The sequence below is a fragment of the Bradyrhizobium sp. URHD0069 genome, from assembly GCF_000701345.1.
GTDB lineage: Bacteria > Pseudomonadota > Alphaproteobacteria > Rhizobiales > Xanthobacteraceae > Bradyrhizobium.
In genome coordinates this window covers 168,948-187,800 of sequence record NZ_JNIJ01000013.1, presented here as the reverse complement: position 1 = coordinate 187,800, position 18,853 = coordinate 168,948, and the positions used below count along the sequence as shown (strand labels likewise).

Sequence of the window (18,853 nt, the reverse complement as noted above, 5' to 3'; positions counted from 1 at the left end):
CATTGCACACGGGCTGCGGGTGCACCGTGCACCCGGCATTCCCCACGCCCTTTGTTTTTCCTGGGCGAAAAATTTTGTCAAAGCTCGGGCGCATCGCGCCGCGGGGCGAAAACTCGCGTTCCAACTTAGGATGGCGTCATTGCGTCGCTCCGCTCGCAATGATGGTCTCAATCGGCGCGCATTCGCGCGACCCGTTGGCTCGCAATGATGCTCTCATGCTCCGTTGTCAAAATCGCTTGCTGAGAAACTTCGAACCCTTCAACCCATACCGCCACGGCAGGTCCACCGCCTTGGTGATGCCGATGCGAACACCGGCCGCGATTTCCACCTTGCAAGTGCGCGCATGTAAGGCGATCGGCGGCGCGTCGAGTGGCAGTTCGCTATGCGCATTGGTGATGCCGAGCGCTTCGCACAGCTTGCCCGGACCCGAGCACAGCGATCGCTCATCTTCCAATCCGCGGCGCCGGCGCATCGCCGCAAGTCCGTGCGTCGGCTGCAAGGCGCGGATCAACACCGCGCTGGCGGAACCTTCCTTCTCGCAGACGAAATTAACGCACCAGTGGATGCCGTAGGAGCGATAGACATAGGTGAAGCCGGGCGGGCCGAACATCACCTTGTTGCGCGGGGTTGCCCCGCGGAACGAGTGCGCGGCCGGATCGGTGTGATGATAGGCCTCGACCTCGACGATGATGCCGCCGACCCCGTTCATCAATAGCGTCGCCCCGATCAGATCGGGCGCAACCTCATGCACGCTGCGGGCAAAGAACCCGCGCTTGAGCGGCCGGCCAAGGACTTGACTGACAGGATGCGGCACAACTCGGTCAGAGGAAACGCGGCTTTGAGCCATTTTTGGGGGGCTGCGAGGGCAGGGCGGAAAATGCGTCGCCGATGCCAATATGCTAAAGCCTCTAACCTAACAAGACGAGCGGTTGCGATTCTGCCTCAGGCGGATTAGCTAAGATACCTCTCGAGAGCGGACGTTTTCATGGTCGTCGTCGTCGATACTGTTTCAGCCACGCCGCTGCGCCCGCGCCACCCGGAAAAGGTGAACCGGCCGGACGCGTTCTCGCCGCCGAAGCCGGACTGGATTCGCGTGCGCGCGCCGAACACGCGCGGCTATGCAGACACCCGCAAAATCGTCAAGGAAAACGGCCTCGTCACGGTGTGCGAAGAGGCCGGCTGCCCGAACATCGGCGAGTGCTGGGACAAGAAGCACGCGACCTTCATGATCATGGGTGACACCTGCACCCGCGCCTGCGCCTTCTGCAACGTCAAGACCGGCATGCCCGGTGTGCTCGATGCGCTGGAACCCGAGCACGTCGCGGAAGCCACCTTCAAACTCGGGCTTGCTCATATCGTGATCACTTCTGTCGATCGCGACGATCTCGCCGATGGCGGCGCCGAACATTTCGCCCAGACCATCCGCGCGATCCGCACGCGCTGCCCGAACACCACCATCGAGATCCTGACGCCGGACTTCCTGCGCAAGGACGGTGCGCTCGAAATCGTGGTGGCGGCCAAGCCCGACGTGTTCAACCACAATCTGGAGACAGTGCCGTCGCGTTATCTCACCGTGCGCCCGGGCGCGCGCTATTTCCATTCGGTTCGGTTGTTGCAACGGGTCAAGGAAATCGATCCCACGATCTTCACCAAATCGGGCATCATGGTCGGCCTTGGCGAGGAACGTCACGAGGTGTTGCAGGTGATGGATGACCTGCGCTCGGCGGACGTCGACTTTCTCACGATAGGGCAGTATCTGCAGCCGACCCGCAAGCACCACGCGGTGATGCGCTATGTGCCGCCCGATGAATTCAACGGCTACGAGAAGGTTGCTTATACCAAGGGCTTCCTGATGGTTTCGGCGAGCCCGCTGACGCGCTCGTCGCATCACGCCGGCGATGATTTCGCCAGGCTGCGGGCGGCGCGCGCTGCGATATCTGGCTGAAGACGGCGATGCCACAATTCTCCAGCAAGCGCCGGATTCGCCACAGCGCCCCGCAGATGTTCGACCTTGTTGCGGACGTCGAGCGCTATCCCGAATTCGTGCCGCTGTGCCGCTCGCTGAAAGTTCGCCAGCGTACCACAGAGCCCGATGGCACCGAAATCGTGATCGCCGACATGACGGTCTCGTTCAAATTGGTCCGCGAAGCCTTCACCAGCCGGGTGACACTGGACCGGCCCAATCTGAAAATCATGGTGGAATATTTGAGAGGGCCGTTCAGCAATCTCGAAAATCGTTGGACGTTCGAGCCGAAGTCGGAAGACACCTGCGATGTCGGGTTTTTTCTCGTTTACGAATTCAAGAGCCGGATGCTCGCGATACTGATGGGAACGATGTTCGACACTGCGTTTGCGCGGTTTTCCGCCGCGTTCGAAAAGCGCGCGGACGCAATTTATGGACGGCCGGGAATCCCGAGGGGCTCGTCGTCCTGATCCGTGCCCTGACGCGGTGCGCCGACGAAGAGTGGGCCGCAGAGCCGGGGCCCATCACCGGCGCAAAGATTGCCGGGTCCGGTTCTGCAATGCATCGCCCGGGACACGCGTGACTACGATCGCGGCGGGCGTCGTCGCTTGAGGGTACTGCGCCGCGGCGAGCGCGCTACGCGCGGATATGACCGGCTGGCGGCTTCGCGGCGCGGCTTGGCTTGTACCTGCGGTCCGCGCGCCAGCTCCGTCAGCATTCGCAGGGCTTCCACGACCGAGCGGTGGCGCACCGCGCTGCGGCCGATCGCACCGAAGCGGCATTCCCGGTGCACGATTCGGCCATCGCGGGCGGCGACGGCGAAATGTACGAGCCCGACCGGCTTGCCCGGCGTCGCGCCGCCCGGACCGGCGATGCCGGTAATCGAGACGGCCAGATCGACGCCGGCTTTCTCCAGCGCGCCGATGGCCATCGCGGTCGCGGTCTCCTTGCTGACGGCGCCGAAGGTCGCAAGCGTCATTGCCTTGACGCCGAGCATCGCGCGCTTGGCGTCGTTGGAATAAGTGATAAAGCCGCGGTCGATCACGTCGGAGGAGCCGGGAATGTCGGTGAGCGCGCCGGCGACCAGACCGCCGGTACAGGATTCCGCGGTCGCGATGGTCAGCTTGCGCATCCGGCAAAGATCGAGCAGCGAGCGGGAGAGGGCGCGGGCGTCGCTGCCGCTCATGTCAGTCGCTCCAGCCTCTATCGCCATCGCCCCAGGGCAGGCGGATGGTGGCGCTCGCGACAGCGGCGATGCCTTCCTCGCGGCCGGTGAACCCGAGCCGTTCGCTGGTGGTCGCCTTCACCGCCACGCGCGACAGCGCGAGGCCGCTGATCTCCGCGATGCGCGCGCGCATGGCGTCGCGGTACGGGCCGACTTTCGGGCACTCGCAGATCAAGGTCACGTCGAGATGGGCGATGCGTCCGCCGCGCGCGGTAACGCGATCGACCGCGTATCTCAGGAACTGGTCCGACGACGCGCCCTTCCACTTGGGATCGCTTGGCGGGAAATGCGAACCGATATCGCCGTCCGCCAGCGCGCCGAGGATGGCGTCGACCAGCGCGTGCAGCCCGACATCGCCGTCGGAATGCGCGAGAAAGCCGCGGCTGTGCGGCACGCGAATGCCGCAGATCATCAGGTGATCGCCGTCGCCAAAGGCGTGAACGTCGTAACCGCTTCCGGTTCTGATATCGCCGAGCATGGCGCCGAGACGAGCTTCCTCGCGGGCAAAATCTTCCAACGTCGTCAGTTTCATGTTTGCAGGATCGCCATCAAATGTCGCTACCGTCAATCCCGCCCATTCCGCAAGCGCCGCGTCATCGGTGAAATCGCTGCGGCCATTGCGCGCCGCGCGGCGATGGGCCTCGAGAATCACATCGAACCGGAACGCCTGCGGCGTTTGTGCTATACGCAGCCGCGCGCGCTCCGGCGTCGCTTCGACGTTTCCGCTCGCATCGATCAGCTTGATGGTGTCGGTGACGGGAATTGCTGGGACAGCCGCGCCGGTGCGGCCGGCCGCCTCGATCGCGCGCGAAATCAGCAACGCCGAAACGAATGGCCGTGCCGCGTCGTGGATCAGGACAACGTCAGGCCGTTGGCTCGCGAGTGCTTCAAGCCCGGCATGCACCGAGGCCTGGCGCGTTGCCCCACCGTTTGCCGGTGGCTCGTGGCGCAATTCGCTGACGGCTTCATTGAAGACACTGGTGTCGTCGGGATTGACAACCGGCTGAACGGCGAAAATCTGTGGATGACGGCAAAACGGCTCCATCGCCCGGAAGATCACGGTCTGCCCGCCGATCGAACGATACTGTTTTGGTCCCCCCGAGCCGGCACGAAGCCCGCGTCCGGCTGCGACAAGGATGGCTGCAGTCCGCTCAAGTTTCGGCATTGGACTTAATTACTGACGAATCGGGGTTGATGAAGTGAGGGTCGGCTGGCTGACGCACTGCCCTTATCACGCTCGCTTCAGAAAGCCGAACAATTCCCGATAGCTGTGGGAAAAGCGTATTTTGCTGCAGTGCACTTGCAAGGTTTCTGGGAAATGTCTAATGTGTAGGCAAGAACCTTGATTGCACAAGTTTTGGGCTCAGAATGGGTGCCGGCCGCACGCGATGAGGCATCTGCTAGAAAAAACGAGAAGACTGTGACCGGCTCGGAATGTTCAGGCCTTAAGCCCGTGAAAATAGGCGATATTACGCTCGCCAACAGGGTCCTTCTCGCCCCTATGTCTGGCGTCACCGATGCACCCTTCCGGCGGTTGGCGGCAGCGCTTGGCGCCGGCCTCGTCGTTTCCGAAATGACTGCCAGCGAAGACTTGGTCCATGGCCGACCGATGTCGCAGCTACGCTGCGAGGCGACCGGGATAGGTCCGCATGTGGTTCAGCTCGCGGGCTGCGAGACCCGCTGGATGGCGGAAGGCGCGCGGATTGCCGAAGCCGCCGGCGCCAACATCATCGACATCAACATGGGCTGTCCGGCCCGCCATGTAACCGGTGGCCAATCGGGCTCCGCGTTGATGCGCGATCTCGATCACGCCCTGAAGTTGATCGAGGCGACCATAGCGGCCGTGAAAGTGCCGGTGACGCTAAAGATGCGGCTCGGCTGGGACGATCGCTCGCTCAACGCGCCGGAATTGGCGCGCCGCGCAGAGGCCGCCGGCGTGCAGTTGATTTCAGTGCACGGCCGCACGCGCTGTCAGTTTTACAAGGGTGATGCCGATTGGGCCGCGGTGCGCGCGGTCAAGGATGCGATCGGCATTCCGATCGTCGTCAACGGCGATATCACCTCGTTCGAGAAGGCTGTCGCCGCGCTTGGAATGTCGGGCGCCGATGCGGTCATGATCGGCCGCGGCGCGCAGGGCCAGCCCTGGTTGCCCGGTCAGATCGGGCGCCGCCTCGAATCCGGCGTCGTCGAATCCCCGCCATCGCTAGCCGAGCAACTCGGACATATCCGTGCGCTCTATGATGAAGTTTGCAGTCACTACGGATTGCGCATCGGGCTTCGCCATGCGCGTAAACATCTCGGCTGGGCGCTGGACGTCGCAGCCCGATGCAGCCGTGCGCCGGCGCTAACCCTCAAGACCTGGCGCGGGAGGATCCTGACATCCGACGATCCGCACCGTGTGCATCGATCTCTTCAAGATGCATACGATGATTTTGCATGGAGCGCTGCTGCATGACTTCAGCTGCAGAACATCGCAGGCCCGTGCCGTCCGAGAGCGAGGCCATCCTCGATGCCTTGCCCAATCCAGTACTGCTGATAGCGCCCGACGGCAGGATCGTCGACGCCAATATGGCGGCCGAGTCGTTTTTTGAGATTTCAACTCAATTTCTGCAACGCCAGTCGCTGAAGGAGCTTGTGCCCTTCGGCAGTCCGTTGCTGGCCTTGATCGACCAGGTGCGCAGTAGCGGCTCGCCGGTCAACGAGTACAAGGTTGATTTGGGTACGCCGCGGATAGGCGGCGATCGCCAGGTCGATCTTCACGTCGCGCCGCTCACCGAGCGGCCCGGTCATATCGTCGTGATGCTGCAGGAGCGCACCATCGCCGACAAGATGGACCGCCAGTTGACGCATCGAAGCGCCGCTAGGTCGGTGATCGCGCTGGCTGCGATGCTGGCGCACGAAATCAAGAACCCGTTGTCCGGCATCCGCGGTGCGGCGCAGTTGCTCGAACAGGCAGCCTCGCCGGAAGACCGCATGCTGACGCGGCTGATTTGCGATGAGGCGGACCGTATCGTTACGCTGGTCGATCGCATGGAAGTGTTCGGCGACGACCGGCCGGTGGCGCGCGGTCCGGTCAACATTCATTCCGTGCTCGACCACGTCAAGCGGCTCGCGCAGTCCGGCTTTGCCCGCAATGTCCGCTTCGTCGAAGACTACGATCCGTCACTGCCGCCGGTGCTTGCCAACCAGGACCAGTTGATTCAGGTATTTCTCAATCTGGTCAAGAACGCCGCCGAGGCCGTGGTCGATCTCGGCAGCGACGCCGAAATTCAACTCACCACCGCCTTCCGTCCTGGCGTTCGCCTCTCGGTGCCTGGAAAGAAATCGCGAGTGTCGCTGCCGCTCGAATTCTGCGTCAAGGACAACGGCGCCGGCGTGCCGGAGGACCTGCTGCCGAATTTGTTCGATCCCTTCGTCACGACAAAACAGACCGGCAGCGGATTGGGGCTCGCGCTGGTAGCCAAGATCGTCGGTGATCACGGCGGCATCATCGAATGCGAATCCCAGCCGCGGAAGACCGTCTTCCGCGTGCTGCTGCCCATGTACAACCCCGCAAAACACTTCGATCCCAGCCACCGCGATGACGTTTCCGGGACGCCGTTGCGTGCCTCACAAGACAGAAGATGAGGAAATAGCGATGCCCGCAGGTAGTATCCTTGTCGCCGACGATGACACGGCGATCCGTACGGTTCTCAACCAGGCTCTGTCGCGCGCCGGATACGAGGTGCGACTGACAGGCAACGCGGCGACGCTTTGGCGCTGGGTCAGCCAGGGCGAGGGGGACCTGGTCATCACCGATGTGGTGATGCCCGACGAGAACGCGTTCGATCTGCTGCCGCGGATCAAGAAGATGCGGCCGAATCTCCCGGTCATCGTGATGAGCGCGCAGAACACCTTCATGACGGCGATCCGCGCGTCCGAACGTGGCGCCTATGAGTATCTGCCGAAGCCGTTCGACCTCAAGGAGCTGATCGCCATTGTCGGCCGGGCTCTGGCGGAGCCGAAGGAACGGGTCGCTAAACAGACCGACGAATCCGAATTCGACTCGCTCCCGCTGGTCGGCCGATCGCCGGCGATGCAGGAAATTTACCGGGTGCTGGCACGGCTGATGCAGACCGACCTGACGGTGATGATCTCCGGCGAATCCGGCACCGGCAAGGAACTTGTGGCGCGCGCGCTGCACGACTACGGCAAGCGGCGCAACGGGCCGTTCGTGGCCGTCAACATGGCGGCTATCCCGCGCGACCTCATCGAATCCGAACTGTTCGGCCATGAACGTGGCGCGTTCACCGGCGCCAACAGCCGCGCTTCGGGCCGGTTCGAACAGGCGGAGGGCGGGACGCTGTTTCTTGATGAAATCGGCGACATGCCGATGGAGGCGCAGACGCGCCTGTTACGGGTACTTCAACAGGGCGAATACACCACCGTCGGCGGTCGTACGCCGATCAAGACCGACGTGCGCATTGTCGCTGCGAGCAATAAGGATCTGCGTATCCTGATTCAGCAGGGCTTGTTCCGCGAAGATTTGTTCTTCCGCCTTAACGTCGTGCCGTTGCGTCTGCCGCCGCTGCGCGAGCGGATCGAAGACCTGCCCGACCTGATACGGCATTTCTTTGCGCTAGCGGAGAAAGACGGACTGCCGCCGAAGAAGCTCGACACGCTGGCGCTGGAGCGCCTGAAGCAGCACCGCTGGCCCGGCAACGTCCGCGAGCTTGAAAACCTCGCACGGCGGCTCGCGGCATTATATCCGCAGGACGTGATCACAGCCTCCGTCATCGACGGCGAGTTGGCGCCGCCGGCCGTGACATCGGGCGGCAGTATCCAGCTCGGCGTCGACAATCTCGGCGGCGCCGTCGAGGCTTATCTGTCCTCGCATTTCTCGGGTTTTCCGAACGGCGTCCCGCCGCCGGGCCTCTATCACCGGATCCTCAAGGAAATCGAGGTGCCGCTGCTCACGGCAGCGCTCGCAGCCACGCGCGGCAACCAGATTCGCGCCGCGGACCTGCTCGGCCTCAACCGCAACACGCTGCGCAAAAAGATACGTGACCTGGATATTCAGGTATACCGGAGTGGCAACTAAACGGCTTCACGAACGTGTCCGGCGCGCCCTAACTGGGTAGCAGCGAGCTGTGGATGCGGATCTGCGAGCGGGGCGCGCCGCGGAATTGTCGCAATTCGGCAACATTGTGATATGAATGCATCACTCCGCCGCCGGCGGATATCAGGCCTTCAGCATCACCCTTTGCCGGAATGACCAGCGCAGACACCTCGGCCGCATCGTTCGATCCGTCGCTCGCCGAATCCCAGGGGTGGTCCCTGCGGAGATTGCTGGCGCCGTTTGCGGTCGGCATCGCGCTGCTCTCGGCCTTCCTCACCTTTGTCGTGCTCACTGGCCTGACGCGGATCGCGCCGAGCCGCGAAGTCGTCATTTCCTTCATGCTGATCAATGCGGCGATCATCCTGCTGCTGGTCGGTATCATCGTCCGCGAAGTCTGGGTGGTGGTCCAGGCCCGCCGCCGCGGCCGGGCGGCGGCAAGGCTGCACGTCCAGATCGTCGGACTGTTTTCCGTCATCGCAGTGTTGCCGGCCGTGCTGGTGGCGATCGTCGCCAACGTGACCATCGATCGTGGCTTCGATCGGCTGTTTTCAGGTCCGACCCGCGAGGTGATCCAGAACTCGCTGATTGTTGCACGCGCGTATCTCAACGAGCACGCGCAGCTCATTCGCGGCGACGTTCTGGGAATGGCCAACGATCTCGCCCGTGCCCGGCCATTGTTCGACCAGGATCGCGGAACGTTTCGCGAGCTTCTGACGGCAAGTGCTGCCTCGCGCAACCTGCCGGGCGCCATGCTGATCGACAAAGACCGCAATATTCTGGAGACGGCACAAACCGGCATTCGGCAGGCCTTTTCGATACCGCCTCCGGAATTCCTGAGCAATGTCAGCGAAACCGAACCTGAGATCGCGGTGATCCCCGAAGCAAATTACGTCGCTGCGGTGGTCCGGCTGCGTGCCTTCGACAACACCTTCCTCTACGTGGCCCGTCTGCTCGATCCGCATGTGGTTGCGCAGGTCAACGAAACGCAAGCCAGTGTTGCCGAATATGCCGAGCTGGAGTCGCGCCGGCTCGGCATGCAGGTATCACTCGCGTTGATGTTCGCCGTGATCGGACTGACCATCCTGATGGCCTCCATTCTGATCGGGCTGAATTTCGCCAACTGGCTGGTCGCCCCGATACGGCGCTTGATGAGCGCCGCCAATATGGTTTCGACCGGCGATCTGCATGTGCAGGTCCCGGTCCATCGTTCGGAAGGCGATCTCGCGCAGCTCGGCGAGACATTCAACAAGATGACGCAGGAGTTGCGCACCCAGCGCGACGACCTGGTCAACGCAAGCGACCTTATCGACAGCCGCCGCCGCTTCATCGAGGCGGTATTGTCGTCGGCGAGCGCCGGGATCATCGGCGTCGATGCCTCGGGCAGCGTCGGCATTCTCAACCGCTCCGCGGAAAAGCTTATCGGTCACGCGGAATCGGAGACGCTGGGTCATCCGCTATCGGACGTTTTGCCCGAACTCGATGACATGATGAAAAACGCGCGGGAGGGCACGCAGCGGCTGGTACAGGGCCAGATCACCATCAACCGCGACGGCCGCGAGCGCAATCTTTCGGTTCGCGTCAGTGCCGAACAAACCAGCCATTCGCGCGACAGCTACATCATCACGCTTGACGATATTACGGAGCTGGTTTCCGCCCAGCGGACCTCGGCCTGGGCCGACGTCGCCCGCCGCATCGCACACGAAATCAAAAATCCGCTGACGCCAATCCAGCTCTCGGCCGAGCGCATTCGTCGCAAGTTCGGTAAGGTCATTACCGAGGACAAGGCCGTATTCGAGCAATGCACGGAAACGATTGTACGGCAGGTCGATGACATCAGGCGCATGGTCGACGAATTCTCGCGCTTCGCGCGGATGCCCAAGCCGGTGATCGAAGGCGAGGACGTCGCCGACACCGTGCGCCAGGCTGTGTTCCTGATGCGGGTCGGACATCCCGAGATCGACATCCAAGCCGAGATCAAGGAAGAGCCGATGCGGGCGCAATTCGACCGGCGGCTGATTTCGCAGGCGCTGACCAACATCATCAAGAACGCGACGGAGGCCATCGAGGCCGTCCCGACGGAGCAGCTGGGGAAGGGACGTATCGACGTCATTGCCGCGCGCGAGGGCGATGACATCGTGATCGACGTGATCGATAACGGTATCGGCCTGCCGAAGGTGAGCCGAGCCCGCTTGCTCGAACCTTATGTGACGACGCGCGAAAAGGGCACCGGCCTTGGCCTGGCGATTGTCGGCCGCGTCCTGGAGGACCACGGCGGCAGGATCGAGCTCAACGATGCCGCGGACATCCGGCCGGGCCAGCGCGGGGCATGGATGCGGCTGCGCTTTGCCGTATCGGGCCATGCACCGAAGGCCGAAGCGAAGGAGCCGGCTGCCGCAACAGAAACAAAAGGGGGCGCATCCGGAACCACAGAGCCCGCTGACGCGACCAACGATGGAACAAAAATCAAAACCGCAACAGGCGGCTGACAACACAGGCGTGACCCATGGCAAGTGACATTCTGATTGTCGATGACGAAGCAGATATTCGGGATCTGGTTGCGGGCATTCTCGAAGACGAGGGCTTCACCACCCGCACCGCGCGCGACAGCGATTCGGCGCTGGCGGAGATTGCCAATCGCCGGCCGCATCTGGTGTTTCTCGACATCTGGCTGCAGGGCAGCAAGCTCGACGGGCTGCAATTGCTGGAGCAAATAAAGCGGGACCACGCCGATCTGCCGATTGTCATGATCTCAGGCCACGGCAATATCGAAACCGCGGTCGCTGCGATCAAGCGCGGCGCGTACGACTTTATCGAAAAGCCGTTCAAGTCCGACCGGCTGATTCTGGTGGCGACGCGGGCACTGGAGACGTCGCGCCTGAAACGCGAGGTGAAGGAACTCAAGCAGCTGGCACCGGCGGCAAGCGTCCTGACCGGACGTTCCGCCTGCATGAATCAACTGCGTCAGACCATCGAGCGGGCTTCCAAGGCCAATAGCCGCATCCTGATCGTCGGGCCCTCGGGCTCCGGCAAGGAATTGGCGGCACGCACGCTGCATAACGCGTCAAGTCGCGCCGAAGGGCCGTTCGTTGTTATCAACGCCGCCGCGATTACGCCGGAGCGTATGGAAGTCGAGCTGTTCGGTATCGAACAGTCCAATGGCGAGCATCCGCGCAAGGCCGGCGCGCTGGAAGAAGCGCACGGCGGCACGCTGTTCATCGATGAAATCAGCGACATGCCGCGCGAAACCCAGAACAAGATCCTGCGGGTGCTGGTCGATCAGACCTTCCAGCGCTCGGGGGGCGCCACCAAAGTCAACGTCGACGTCCGCATCATTTCCTCGACCGCACGCAATCTCGAGGAGGAGATCGCCGAAGGCCGATTCCGTGAGGATCTCTATCATCGACTGTCGGTGGTGCCGATCCGCGTACCGCCGCTGTCGGAGCGCCGCGAGGATATTCCCGAACTGATCGATTATTTCATGGATCAGATCTCGGTCGCGACCGGCCTGCCGAAGCGCCAGATCGGGCAGGATGCGATGGCGGTATTGCAGTCGCATGTGTGGCCGGGAAATGTCCGGCAGCTTCGCAACAATGTCGAGCGCGTCATGATTCTGGCGGGCGGCGGCCCGGAAGTCATCATCACCGCGGATATGCTGCCGCAGGACGTTGGCTCGATGGTGCCGGCGATGCCGACCAGCAACAACGGCGAGCACATTATGGGCCTGCCGCTCCGCGAGGCGCGGGAAGTATTCGAGCGCGACTACCTGATTGCCCAGATCAGCCGCTTCTCCGGCAATATCTCGCGCACAGCGGAATTCGTCGGCATGGAGCGCTCGGCGCTGCATCGTAAGCTCAAGGCGCTCGGGGTCGGCTGAATGTCGGGGTTCGAACTCATTCCATTCATTTGCTTGAGAAAATCTACCTCTTTCCGCGCCTTTTCGGAGAATTGCGACCCGTGGCGCGCGAACTGGCTTGCCTAAAAACCGCACCTGCCCTCTAATCGTGCCGCCGCTCGCCCGGAGGGGGATCTCAGGGGGAAGTGGGCAACTGGTGACGCTCCTTAAGAGAGCAGCAATCGGTTTAATAAAAAGAAGCACAAAACTGCGGGATAAGAACAATGGCGGCAGACCGCGCACAAAATCTACAAGACACCTTCCTAAATCACGTTCGCAAAACCAAAACGCCACTGACGATCTTTCTGGTCAATGGAGTTAAGCTGCAGGGGATTGTCACCTGGTTCGACAATTTCTGCCTGCTGCTGCGGCGCGACGGTCATTCGCAGCTTGTCTACAAGCACGCGATCTCGACCATCATGCCCGGTGCTCCTATCCAGTTGTTCGAAGGCGGCGAGGATGCTCCTGCTTGAGGGTGACCTGATTGGAACCCCGAAATCTGGAAACGGGTGCTGACCGTCCGCGGTCGGCAGCGGGCAAAGAAACCGGGCGGGTGATCGTCATCGGTCCTTACTTGCGAACGCGCCGCGGCGATCCCGAGGCGCAAGGGGATCATCATGCCATACGCGGTTCCGAGGCGCGGCTCGAGGAAGCGGTCGGTCTGGCGCGTGCCATCGACCTGACGATCGCGGACGCGCTGATCGCGCCGGTCAGCCAGATCCGGCCCGCGACCTATCTCGGCAAGGGCAAGGTCGAGGAGATCGTCGGGCTCATCGCCAGGCACGACATCGAGCTGGTGGTGATGGATTGCGCGCTGTCGCCGATCCAGCAGCGCAACCTCGAGAGGGCCTGGAACACCAAGGTCCTGGACCGCACCGGGCTGATCCTCGAAATCTTCGGCCGCCGGGCCAAGACCAAGGAAGGCGCGCTGCAGGTCGAGCTTGCGCATTTGAATTACCAACGCAGCCGCCTGGTGCGGTCATGGACCCATCTCGAGCGCCAGCGCGGCGGCTTCGGATTCATGGGCGGCCCCGGCGAAACCCAGATCGAGGCCGACCGCCGCCTGATCGGCGAGCGCATCACGCGGCTTGAGAACGAACTCAAGAAGGTTCAGGCGACGCGGCGGCTGCATCGCGCCGGCCGGCAGCGGGTGCCGTATCGCGTCGTGGCGCTGGTTGGGTACACCAACGCCGGAAAGTCGACGCTGTTCAACCGCCTGACTCGCGCCGATGTGCAGGCCGCCGACATGCTGTTTGCAACGCTCGATCCGACCCTGCGCGCGCTCGATCTGCCGCACGGCGGCAAGGCGATGCTGTCGGACACCGTAGGATTCATCTCCAACCTGCCGACGCAACTGGTCGCCGCATTTCGTGCGACGCTGGAGGAAGTGCTGGAAGCCGACATTATCCTCCACGTCCGCGACATTTCGCACGAAGACGCCGACGCGCAGCAGCGCGACGTCGATACCGTGCTGCGCCAGCTCGGCATCGATCCGGATGCGGGGCAGCGCATTCTCGAGGTCTGGAACAAGATCGATCGCTTCGATCCCGAGGAGCGCGAAGATCTGAGGAATATTGCCGCAAGACGACCATCGGAAAGTCCGTGTTTCCTGGTCTCGGCCGAAACCGGGGAGGGGATCGACGCGCTACTGACCGCGATCGAAGATCGGCTGGCCGCGACCCGCTTGACACTGGACCTCTCGATCGACGCATCGGACGGCGCGGGCATCAGCTGGCTGCACCGCAATTCGGAAATCCTCAACAAGGAATTTCACGACGGCCGCTACGACATGACCGTACGCGTCGATGAAACCAAGCGCGACATCGTGGTCAACCGCTTCGACGCCGTGGCGCACGAAGTTTAGCCGCGATCGTCCGGCGCTCGCCGGGAGGAGCTTCTCAGAGAGCCGTTATTCCTTGCCCTTCGCCTCATTCCAGAGCGCGTCCATTTCCTTCAGCGAAGCGTTCTCGAGCGAACGTCCCTGAGCCGCCAGCGCGCGTTCGATGTAGGCAAAGCGGCGTTCGAATTTGGTGTTGGTGCCACGCAATGCGTGCTCGGGATCGGCGCCGACATGGCGCGCCAGATTGACCAGCGCGAACAGCAGATCGCCGGTTTCTTCCGCGAGCTCCTCGGCATCGCCGCGATCGAGCGCGGCCTCGATCTCATCGGCTTCCTCGCGAATCTTGTGCAGCACTGCGCGCGGATCGTTCCAGTCGAAGCCGACGCTCGAAGCCTTGCGCTGCAGTTCCATCGCCCGTGTCAGCGCCGGCTGTCCGGCTTTCACGCTCGACAGCAGCGATTTGTGAGCGGCGGCGTCTGGCGACCGCCGCGCGGCGCGTTCGGCTTTCTCCTCGGCCTTGATGCGGTCCCATGCGCCCTTGACGTCCGACGGTGTCAGCCGTCCATTCCTATCGGCGAACACAAGCGGATGCCTTCTGATCATTTTGCGGGTGATCGCCTCGACCACGTCGCCGAATGAGAACGCATGTTGTTCCTCCGCCATGCGGGCATGAAACACCACCTGCAGCAGGAGATCGCCGAGTTCGTCACGAAGATCGTCGAGATCGCCGCGCGCGATGGCGTCGGCGACTTCATAGGCTTCCTCGATGGTGTAGGGCGCGATGGTCGCAAAGTTCTGCTCGAGATCCCAAGGGCAGCCGCTGCCGGGCGTTCGCAGCATCGCCATGATTTCGAGCAAACGTGAAATATCGCGGGAAGGGGTCATCGTGCACCGAGCCTGAACAAGATCAGGCTTTATGCCGCAAGACGCGCGCCCATCCCAGCGAAACGCGCCGATCAGGCAACACTTTCCACCGATTGGCCAAGGGGCCGATGAATGCTATTGGCAGCCCATGAGTGATCAACTGCAAACAGAGACAGGTTTGGTACTGTTCTCCGGCGGTCAGGATTCCACCACCTGCCTCGCATGGGCGCTGGAGCGGTTTTCACGCGTCGAAATGGTCGGCTTCAGCTACGGGCAGCGCCACGCCATCGAACTCGATTGCCGCGATCGTCTGCTCGATGGCATGAAATCCCTGCGCGCGGACTGGGCGGCAAAACTCGGCGACAGCCACACGCTGGAAATTCCGACATTGGCTGATGTCTCCGACACCGCGCTGACGCGCGATGTCGCGATCGAAATGGGCGAGGATGGCCTGCCCAACACCTTCGTGCCCGGCCGCAATCTGGTGTTCTTGACGTTTGCGGCGGCACTGGCCTATCGGCGCGGCATCCGTCACATCGTCGGTGGCATGTGCGAGACCGACTATTCCGGCTATCCGGATTGCCGCGATGAGACCATCAAGGCGTTGCAGGTCGCGCTCAATCTCGGGATGAACAAAGCGTTCGAATTGCACACGCCGCTGATGTGGCTGGACAAGGCAAGTACATGGAAGCTCGCGAATGAACTCGGCGGGGCAGGGCTGGTCGATTTGATCCGCGAACATTCCCACACCTGTTATCTCGGCGAGCGCGGCGCGCGGCACGACTGGGGTTATGGCTGCGGCGAATGTCCGGCCTGTGCGCTACGCGCCAAGGGCTGGCGGGACTATGCGGCGAGTCTAAACCGCGCCTGATCGCGCAGTCGGCGGGTTGCTTTCTTCTCCCTCTCTCCCAGCAAAGAGCGGGGCGAGGTAAGGAAGCGCGCGCCAGTTAGTTCCCAAAATCATCCGGCCGCAGCTCGATCGGCGAACCGTGCGGTGTGCGGTCGGCGGCGTGGTCCCAGGCATCGCGATAGCGGTGCAGGGTATCGGTTGTCGTGACACCCTTCGCCGATATCAGCTTCTCCAGCGTCGCGAGCCAATGCCGGTAGTAGGTCTCGCCGGTGTCGGGATCGCCGCTCGCCTGCGCGCTTTTGATTTCATCGGCCAAGGCGGCCGCCCATTCCTTCCATGTAAATAGCCCGCGCGCATGCAGCGTGACTGCCATGGCGAAAGCCTGCGCCTCCCACGGTTCGCGAAACACCGGGCCATGGGCGTCGCGGGGAATGCCGGTCACGGCGTTGGTCGCGTCGAGCGCGGCTCGGGAATCAAGCGGCATCAGGCGCGCTCCAGATAAGGTTCCCAGGCATCGACCGAAACCTTTAGATTTGGATCGGACGTCTCGCCCCACAGTTCGGCGCCATCGAACGTCACCGTGTAAAGCCACTGCGGATTTTCACCGGCGCCGGTGGCGTTGCTGTCTGGAAAAACGTGGCAGCCGAGAACGCGCTCGATGATGCCGACATGACCGCGCACATAGCGCGGCAGCCGCGTGTGGGTCGGCGGGTGGATCATCTTGGCGCGGACACGGTCGCCGGCCGCGAAGCGAGCAGGACCTGTGGCCTCCCGCTCGGTCGGTCCGCCCCGATGCAGCATGCCGGCCACGCCGTCAGGCGTGAGGGTCCTTGCTACCGGCTTTGTCGGATGCAGCGGCCGTCCGGCTTCAATCTCATCGGATGCGATCAGCTCACGCTCAAGCATCAGCCGCTCAAGGCCTGCAAGCCAGATCTGGTAGTAGCTCTTGCTGAGATAATCCTCCGGCGGACGGTCCTCGCGGGCGAAGCGCGACATATCGATGTTCCAGCCGCCGGGCATGCCCATCGCCAGCGTGATCGCAAACGCGCGCCGCTCCCATTCGGCGTGAAACATCGGCTCGTTCGGCTCGGGAACAACGGGACCAAGCCACTTCACGCCGCCCATATCGTGCGCACCGTCCATCAGGAGACCTCGTGCGGCTGCTTCGCCAAACCCGTGCCGATCATGCTGTCGCGGGTCACAAGCTCTGCCAGGCGCTCTTCGCTCCAGTCCTCGGTGCCAACCGGGCGCATCGGCAGCACCAGATAGCGAATTTCCGCGGTCGAATCCCAGACGCGGATATCCGTACCGTCAGGCAATTTGAATCCGAAATCCGCAAGCACGCCGCGCGGATCCTTCACGGCCCTGGAGCGGTACGACGCGGATTTGTACCAGACCGGCGGCAGCCCAAGCACCGGCCACGGATAACAGGAGCACAGCGTACAGACGACCATGTTGTGGAGAGCAGGGGTGTTTTCGAGCGCCACGATGTGCTCGCCCTGACGACCGGCATAGCCGAGTTCGGCGATCGCCGGCGTGGCATCTTTAAGCAGGCGGGCACAATAGGCGGGGTCGGCCCATGCGCGCGCCACCACCCGGGCGCCGTTACGCGGTCCGACCTTGGTTTCGTAGGTTTCGATCAAAAGATCGAGCGCGGCCGGATCGACATAACCTTTTTCGGTCAGGATGGTCTCGAGCGCGCGCACGCGCAATTCGGTCTCGGACAGTTCCGAATGCTCGTTTTCGTGGTGATGATGATCGTGGTCGTGGCCGGTCATGGGTGTAAGGATAGGCGCAAAAATCACTCAGTGTCGAGGTGCAGCCCTGTGAGATCAGATGGTCGGTATTTGATCGCGATTCCACCGGGACGGCCTATCGATGCAGGAACGATCGGCCCTTGCGTAATTCCCGACCGGGCTGCTTTAAAAGAAGCTATCCATGAAGCTCGACAACAAGAAGATAGCCATTCTCGCAACCAACGGGTTCGAACAATCGGAACTCGAAGTTCCCCGCGACAAGCTGAAGGACGCCGGCGCCACCGTCCGTTTTCCTGTACCGGACAGCCGCGCGAGCGTCCCGGCTATTTATGAGCTATCGTCTGAAAATAGCGGGCAGGGAGACGCTGAGGTGACGGATTTTGTGACGATCGAAAAGGGCCTCGGGCCCGAGGGCCGCATTGCCGTGGTGCGCTTCGACCGCGGCGACGGCATCAACGCGCTGTCGCCCGAAGCACTGCGTCAGCTCACCGATGCCGCGCGCGGCTTCGAGGACGACAGCGAAACCTCGGTCGTGGTGCTGACCGGCGGCTCCAAGGCGTTCAGCGCCGGCTTCGACCTGAAGGATCCCGAAGGCCGGTCGCGCCGGACCATGGATATTGGATCCTTGCGCCGGCACCTGAAGCTGGGACCGCGGCTGACCCGTGCCTGGCAGGACATGGAGCAGATCACCGTCGGTGCCATCGAAGGCTTCTGCATCGGCGGCGGCGTCGCGCTGGCGGTGGCGCTGGATTTTCGCGTGATGGCCCGCGACGCCCATATGCGCGTGCCGGAGATCGGGCTCGGCATGAACATGAGCTGGCAAAGCATCCCGCGGATGCTGCATCTGATCGGACCGGCTCGAACCAAGCAAGCGGTGATCCTGGCCAACCAGCGCATCTCGGCGCCGGAAGCTTACGAATGGGGTCTGGTGGAGGAGGTGGCCGATCCCGGCATGGCGTTCGACACCGCCATGACGCTGGCCGCCAAAGTCGCCGCGCAGCCACCGCTGTCGGCCGCCATGACCAAGCTGACCGTCAATCGCCTGGCGCACGCGCTCGACGATCTCGCCAGCCACATGGACGTCGACCAGTTCGCGCTGGCGAGCCTGACGGAGGATCACAGGGAAGGCGTCGCGGCGTTCCTGGAGCGGCGCAAGCCGCGGTTTCAGGGCCGCTAGGCTGACGGGGGTCACCAGGATATCGGATTCGCATAAGGTATATTATGGAACATTTATCTTCCACGTCTTTTCAAAGACTTAGATAAAGATCGTTTCAACTCACATGAGAATTGGGCTGCAGAATTGGGCTGCTCGCCAGCGCCCCGGCCTTGGCGCCCGGATCCCTCGGACGTCGTTCTAAGACGGG

Annotated in this window: 18 protein-coding genes; 11 read left to right on the top strand and 7 right to left on the bottom strand. The window is 62.7% G+C overall.

What is annotated here, in order from left to right; translation table 11 throughout:
* Positions 1 to 226: 226 nt before the first annotated feature.
* Positions 227 to 847, bottom strand: coding sequence for a DNA-3-methyladenine glycosylase (locus N554_RS0108735; RefSeq protein ID WP_051677397.1), 621 nt, complete (start codon positions 845 to 847; stop codon positions 227 to 229).
* 138 nt (positions 848 to 985) lie between these two features.
* Between N554_RS0108735 and lipA the strand changes: the two genes are divergently transcribed.
* The gene (gene lipA / locus N554_RS0108730; RefSeq protein WP_029583108.1) at positions 986 to 1,945 is read left to right on the top strand and encodes a lipoyl synthase; all 960 of its coding nucleotides are present in this window, start codon (positions 986 to 988) and stop codon (positions 1,943 to 1,945) included.
* An 8-nt stretch (positions 1,946 to 1,953) separates the two neighbouring features.
* A complete protein-coding gene (locus N554_RS0108725) occupies positions 1,954 to 2,433 on the top strand; it encodes a type II toxin-antitoxin system RatA family toxin (RefSeq protein ID WP_029583107.1) in 480 nt (159 codons plus the stop codon).
* A gap of 113 nt (positions 2,434 to 2,546) precedes the next feature.
* On the opposite strand, the gene N554_RS0108720 is transcribed toward N554_RS0108725, so the two are convergent.
* Positions 2,547 to 3,149, bottom strand: coding sequence for a CinA family protein (locus tag N554_RS0108720; protein WP_029583106.1), 603 nt, complete (start codon positions 3,147 to 3,149; stop codon positions 2,547 to 2,549).
* Between the two features lies 1 nt (position 3,150).
* A complete protein-coding gene (locus tag N554_RS0108715; RefSeq protein WP_029583105.1) occupies positions 3,151 to 4,353 on the bottom strand; it encodes a bifunctional 2-C-methyl-D-erythritol 4-phosphate cytidylyltransferase/2-C-methyl-D-erythritol 2,4-cyclodiphosphate synthase in 1,203 nt (400 codons plus the stop codon).
* Positions 4,354 to 4,641: 288 nt separating this feature from the next.
* Between N554_RS0108715 and dusB the strand changes: the two genes are divergently transcribed.
* The 7 genes from dusB to hflX all read left to right on the top strand — a co-directional run bounded on the left by dusB (position 4,642) and on the right by hflX (position 14,042).
* The gene (dusB, locus tag N554_RS0108710; RefSeq protein ID WP_029583104.1) at positions 4,642 to 5,643 is read left to right on the top strand and encodes a tRNA dihydrouridine synthase DusB; all 1,002 of its coding nucleotides are present in this window, start codon (positions 4,642 to 4,644) and stop codon (positions 5,641 to 5,643) included.
* Positions 5,640 to 6,815 (top strand): two-component system sensor histidine kinase NtrB, encoded by a 1,176-nt coding sequence (locus N554_RS0108705; protein ID WP_029583103.1) that lies wholly within the window; start codon positions 5,640 to 5,642, stop codon positions 6,813 to 6,815. Before dusB ends, N554_RS0108705 begins: the two co-directional genes overlap by 4 nt.
* A gap of 10 nt (positions 6,816 to 6,825) precedes the next feature.
* On the top strand, positions 6,826 to 8,268 hold the full coding sequence (gene ntrC / locus N554_RS0108700) for a nitrogen regulation protein NR(I) (protein WP_029583102.1): 1,443 nt from the start codon (positions 6,826 to 6,828) through the stop codon (positions 8,266 to 8,268).
* A gap of 170 nt (positions 8,269 to 8,438) precedes the next feature.
* Positions 8,439 to 10,772: a sensor histidine kinase NtrY-like gene (locus N554_RS0108695; protein ID WP_029583101.1), complete on the top strand. Its 2,334-nt coding sequence runs from the start codon at positions 8,439 to 8,441 to the stop codon at positions 10,770 to 10,772.
* 17 nt (positions 10,773 to 10,789) lie between these two features.
* The gene (locus tag N554_RS0108690; protein ID WP_029583100.1) at positions 10,790 to 12,160 is read left to right on the top strand and encodes a nitrogen assimilation response regulator NtrX; all 1,371 of its coding nucleotides are present in this window, start codon (positions 10,790 to 10,792) and stop codon (positions 12,158 to 12,160) included.
* Positions 12,161 to 12,402: 242 nt separating this feature from the next.
* Complete coding sequence (hfq, locus tag N554_RS0108685; RefSeq protein WP_006020546.1) at positions 12,403 to 12,651, top strand: RNA chaperone Hfq; 249 nt, start codon at positions 12,403 to 12,405, stop codon at positions 12,649 to 12,651.
* 11 nt (positions 12,652 to 12,662) lie between these two features.
* Positions 12,663 to 14,042: a GTPase HflX gene (gene hflX, locus N554_RS0108680; RefSeq protein WP_029583099.1), complete on the top strand. Its 1,380-nt coding sequence runs from the start codon at positions 12,663 to 12,665 to the stop codon at positions 14,040 to 14,042.
* A 45-nt stretch (positions 14,043 to 14,087) separates the two neighbouring features.
* Here hflX and mazG read toward each other — a convergent pair whose 3' ends face one another.
* Entirely contained in the window at positions 14,088 to 14,903 is an 816-nt protein-coding gene (gene mazG / locus N554_RS0108675) for a nucleoside triphosphate pyrophosphohydrolase (protein WP_029583098.1), read from the bottom strand.
* 127 nt (positions 14,904 to 15,030) lie between these two features.
* On the opposite strand from mazG, the gene queC reads away from it, so the two are divergent.
* The gene (gene queC / locus N554_RS0108670) at positions 15,031 to 15,753 is read left to right on the top strand and encodes a 7-cyano-7-deazaguanine synthase QueC (RefSeq protein WP_029583097.1); all 723 of its coding nucleotides are present in this window, start codon (positions 15,031 to 15,033) and stop codon (positions 15,751 to 15,753) included.
* 76 nt (positions 15,754 to 15,829) lie between these two features.
* Here queC and N554_RS0108665 read toward each other — a convergent pair whose 3' ends face one another.
* The 3 genes from N554_RS0108665 to nthA are packed head-to-tail and all read right to left on the bottom strand — an operon-like array spanning position 15,830 to position 17,510.
* Positions 15,830 to 16,216: a nitrile hydratase accessory protein gene (locus N554_RS0108665; protein ID WP_029583096.1), complete on the bottom strand. Its 387-nt coding sequence runs from the start codon at positions 16,214 to 16,216 to the stop codon at positions 15,830 to 15,832.
* Positions 16,216 to 16,875, bottom strand: coding sequence for a nitrile hydratase subunit beta (gene nthB, locus N554_RS0108660; RefSeq protein ID WP_029583095.1), 660 nt, complete (start codon positions 16,873 to 16,875; stop codon positions 16,216 to 16,218). The genes N554_RS0108665 and nthB overlap by 1 nt, the downstream gene beginning before the upstream one ends.
* Positions 16,875 to 17,510: a nitrile hydratase subunit alpha gene (gene nthA / locus N554_RS0108655; protein ID WP_029583094.1), complete on the bottom strand. Its 636-nt coding sequence runs from the start codon at positions 17,508 to 17,510 to the stop codon at positions 16,875 to 16,877. Before nthA ends, nthB begins: the two co-directional genes overlap by 1 nt.
* A gap of 349 nt (positions 17,511 to 17,859) precedes the next feature.
* On the opposite strand from nthA, the gene N554_RS0108650 reads away from it, so the two are divergent.
* Positions 17,860 to 18,666 (top strand): enoyl-CoA hydratase/isomerase family protein, encoded by an 807-nt coding sequence (locus N554_RS0108650; RefSeq protein ID WP_029583093.1) that lies wholly within the window; start codon positions 17,860 to 17,862, stop codon positions 18,664 to 18,666.
* The last annotated feature ends 187 nt before the right edge of the window (positions 18,667 to 18,853 follow it).